This window comes from Streptomyces sp. NPDC006610, assembly GCF_040611575.1.
GTDB lineage: Bacteria > Actinomycetota > Actinomycetes > Streptomycetales > Streptomycetaceae > Streptomyces.
Window position 1 is genome coordinate 1 of the sequence record NZ_JBEXOP010000018.1, and the last position, 3,341, is coordinate 3,341.

2 protein-coding genes are annotated in these 3,341 nt (G+C 74.0%); one reads left to right on the plus strand and one right to left on the minus strand.

The features are described 5' to 3' along the window. The coding region (locus ABZY13_RS16640) for a VCBS repeat-containing protein (protein ID WP_356631233.1) at positions 1-2,658 on the minus strand (2,658 nt) is incomplete at its 3' end. A 213-nt stretch (positions 2,659-2,871) separates the two neighbouring features. Between ABZY13_RS16640 and ABZY13_RS16645 the strand changes: the two genes are divergently transcribed. Then, a partial coding sequence (locus tag ABZY13_RS16645) for a hypothetical protein (RefSeq protein WP_356631235.1) occupies positions 2,872-3,341 on the plus strand: 470 nt, incomplete at its 3' end.

The following is a 3,341-nucleotide window of genomic DNA, read 5'->3' on the forward strand; positions in this document are numbered from 1 at the left end:
GTCCCTGGTGACGTCACCGGGCGAGGTGAGGACGTCGTACTGGTTCCAGCCGGAGCCCGTCGCGATCGTGGTGTAGGCCGTCGACGGCTTGAGCGCAGCTCCGCAGGCCGGCCGGTACAGGCGCACCGTGCCGCTGCCGAAACGGACCAGGACGTCGTTGCAGCGATCCCCGCTCAGGTCGCCGATCGGCACCGGCCGCACGCTCGTCGCCCAGCCGCCGCCGCTCGCCTTCCCGGAGAAGCCGCCCTCGCCGGTGCCCTGGTGGAAGGTGAGGCTGCCGGAGGAGTTGAGGGTGAGCAGGTCGCCGATGCCGTCCGGGTGGCCCGACGGGCCCGCGTGGTCACGGCGCACGGCGCTGCCCTTGCGCAGCCCGACCGTGCCCCGCACTTCCAGGGCGGCCCCCACCCCGTCGGCCGGGGCCACGGACAGCGTCCAGTCGTAGGAGCCATTGGGGAGGCGCCTGGACGACGTGGCGTCCCGGCCGGCCCAGCCGACACTCAGCTCGCCCCGCGCCGCTCCGCCGGTGCGGGTGTCGACGACCTGACCGGTCGCCGCGTTGCGCACGGTCAGCCGCCAGCTCGCGGACGGCTTGGACAGCAGCACCGTGGTCAGCGTGTCCGGGACCTCGTCCCCCTCGCGCGACACGACGTGCGCGGCGCTCCGGGCGGGCCCGAGCAGCCGCAGGGGCTGCTGCGGCACCCCGGACGGCACCAGGTGGACGCGTTCCCGGTCGTCGACGAACGCGGCGTTGGACCCCGACTCGTCCACCGTCCAGCGCACGTCCCGCAGCGATTCGGCGCCGCCGGGCAGGTCGCCGATCACCCGGCTCACGGGCGTGCCGCCCACGACGGTCGTGAGCGTCAGCCTGCCCGCCTCACGGTCGTGGGTGACGACGTAACCGTCGCCCAGCTTGGCCTCTCCCGTCGGCACGGGCGTCGAGGTCTTCGCCGTACGGTCGTAGACCCCGGCCCGGCCGTCGCAGGTCCAGTACAGGTAGCGGCCGAGCGCCTGGATTTCGGTGGGCGTGCAGCCGGCGTCGGTGGTGACCGTGCTGGACGTCTTGGTGGACAGGTTCAGCGCCTTGAGGCTGCCCGGGGTGGTGGCCGTCGTCCACAGCACGTCCCCGGAGATCGCGGCGGCGCCGGACGCCTCGGCGACGGGCTTTCCTTCGCCGCCGATCTCGTACACGTACCGCGTGCCCGGGTCCGTGTAGAGGAGGTACCGCCCCGACACGTCGACGATCCGGCCCTCCCCGGGGATGTTCACGCCCCAGAGGTCACCGTCCGCCGGGCCGTTGACCCTGACCTCGTTGTCCGTGCTGCCGTACCGCATCCAGGCCACCCTGCCGTCGGCGGTGCCGAACAGCCGCGAGCAGGCCGGGTCGGTGGAGCAGACGCCGGGCGTGTCCTCGGTGCCGGTTCCGGGCGTGAAGGACGAGCGCTCCCCGAACTGGGGTGCGCCGGTCGCGGCCACGGTGCGCGCGTAGTCGTCCCGCACCCCGTCCTTGCTGTCGTCGGCGACGACCAGGCGGCCCTGGTCCAGGGAGATCCCCCGGATCCTGGCGGGCGGCTTGGGCAGAGCCTTGACCATGGTCAGCACCGGCGTGCCGTCGGGGCCGGGCTGGATGCGGTGGACGCCGTAGCCGTCCGGGCCGGTGGCGAAGACGACGGCGGTGCCGTCCGGGGCGGCGGAGACGCCGTACGAGGAGTGCTGTGCGAGGGTCACCCGCGAGCCGCTGGTGACGTGCTCGGCGAACAGCCCCGTGCCCGAGCTGGGCCGGTGGACCAGCCAGTCGCCCACCACCACGAGATCCTGGGTGGGATTCACACCGCCGCCGTCCAGCACGGCCTCGGTCGGGGCGGCGGACAGGTCCGAGCGGTCGAACACCAGCACGGACGGATCGCTGATGGTGAACAGGGCGACGTGCTTCCCGGAGACCTGGGCCCTGGCGTAGGGATCCGGGTACTCCGGCGTCATGTCCGTGACCCGGCCGGTACCGCGGTCCACCATGACCGCCCGGTACCCCTCGAACTGCCCGGGCGTGCCGGCCAGGAACAGCAGCCCGTCCGCGTCCCCGCCCAGGGGCCGGCCCAGCGACAGCCCCTCGGGCACCCCCGTGACCGGAAGGTCCCGCGTGCCGCCGTCGCCGTCCGGGACGAGCAGGTGCGTCTCGCGCGTGGCCGTGCCGTTCTCGTCCGTCACGTTGCGGAAGGCCACCGCCAGATCCGCGTAGGCGGTGAGGAACTGCAGGCCCGAGGGCACCCGAAGCGTGCGGGTGGTGCCGTCTGCGGCGTCCACCAGGTCGATCCGGCCGTCGGTGTGGCGGTACGCCAGCGCGTCGCCGCCCGTGGTGGCCGGCACCGAACCGCCGGACGGCCGGGTCACGGGCACGGAACCGCCGTCGGCATACCGCGTCCAGACCAGCCCGCTCCCCTCCAGGGTGTGGAAGACGCCCTGCGCTCCGGCGCCGTCCTGGCCGGAGTACGTCGAGTTGCCGTAGAGCCGGCCGCCCAGGTAGGTGCTGCGAAGCGTCGCCGGCACCACCGACTCCTGCGGTGTGTCCGCGACGGCGGTCGAGGGCAGCAGCGGGCTCAGGCCGGCCGCCAGTACGGCGGTGGCGGCGACGAGACCGAGGCGTGCGGAGGCATGACGAGCCAAAGGAGACCCTCCCCGAGAGCGAGCACGAGACGGGACGCGCACCGTTCCCTCAGTGCCCCTCGCCCCAGGCGCCGCATCCGTCTCAGAAGTCGGCTGATCATACCGGCCGTTCACGCCTTGAGGGAAAGGGGTTTCGACCGGGCCGGGGGGAGACGACCGTGGCCCCCACCGGTGAGTCGGTGGAGGCCACAGGGCGTTCAGTCACATCGGCCGGTGTCAGCCGTTGCGCTTCCAGCGCGGCTTGTCGTCGCGGCGGCCGAACGAGCCGGTGCCGGTGCCGGTGCTGCCCCGGTGGTCGTCGCGGCGGCCGTACGGGCGGTCGTGGCCGCCGGTGCGGAAGCCGGGGCGGTCGCCCTGGCGGTCGCGGTTGAAGGGGCGGTCGCTGCCGCGGTGACCGGTGCGGTCGTCACGGCGGAAGCCGCCGCGGTCGCCGCCGCGGTCGTCACGGCGCTCGAAGGAACGGCCGCCGCCGCGGTTGTCACGGTCGTCGCGGTTGAAGCCGCCGCCGCGGTTGTCACGGTCGCGGTCGAACGGACGGCGCTCGTCGCGGCGCTCGAAGGTGCGGCCACCGCGGTCGCCGTCGCGACGGTCGTCACGGCGGTCGAAGGAACGGCCACCGCCGCGGTTGTCACGGTCGTCCCGGTTGAACGGACGACGCTCACCGCCACGGTCGTCACGACGGA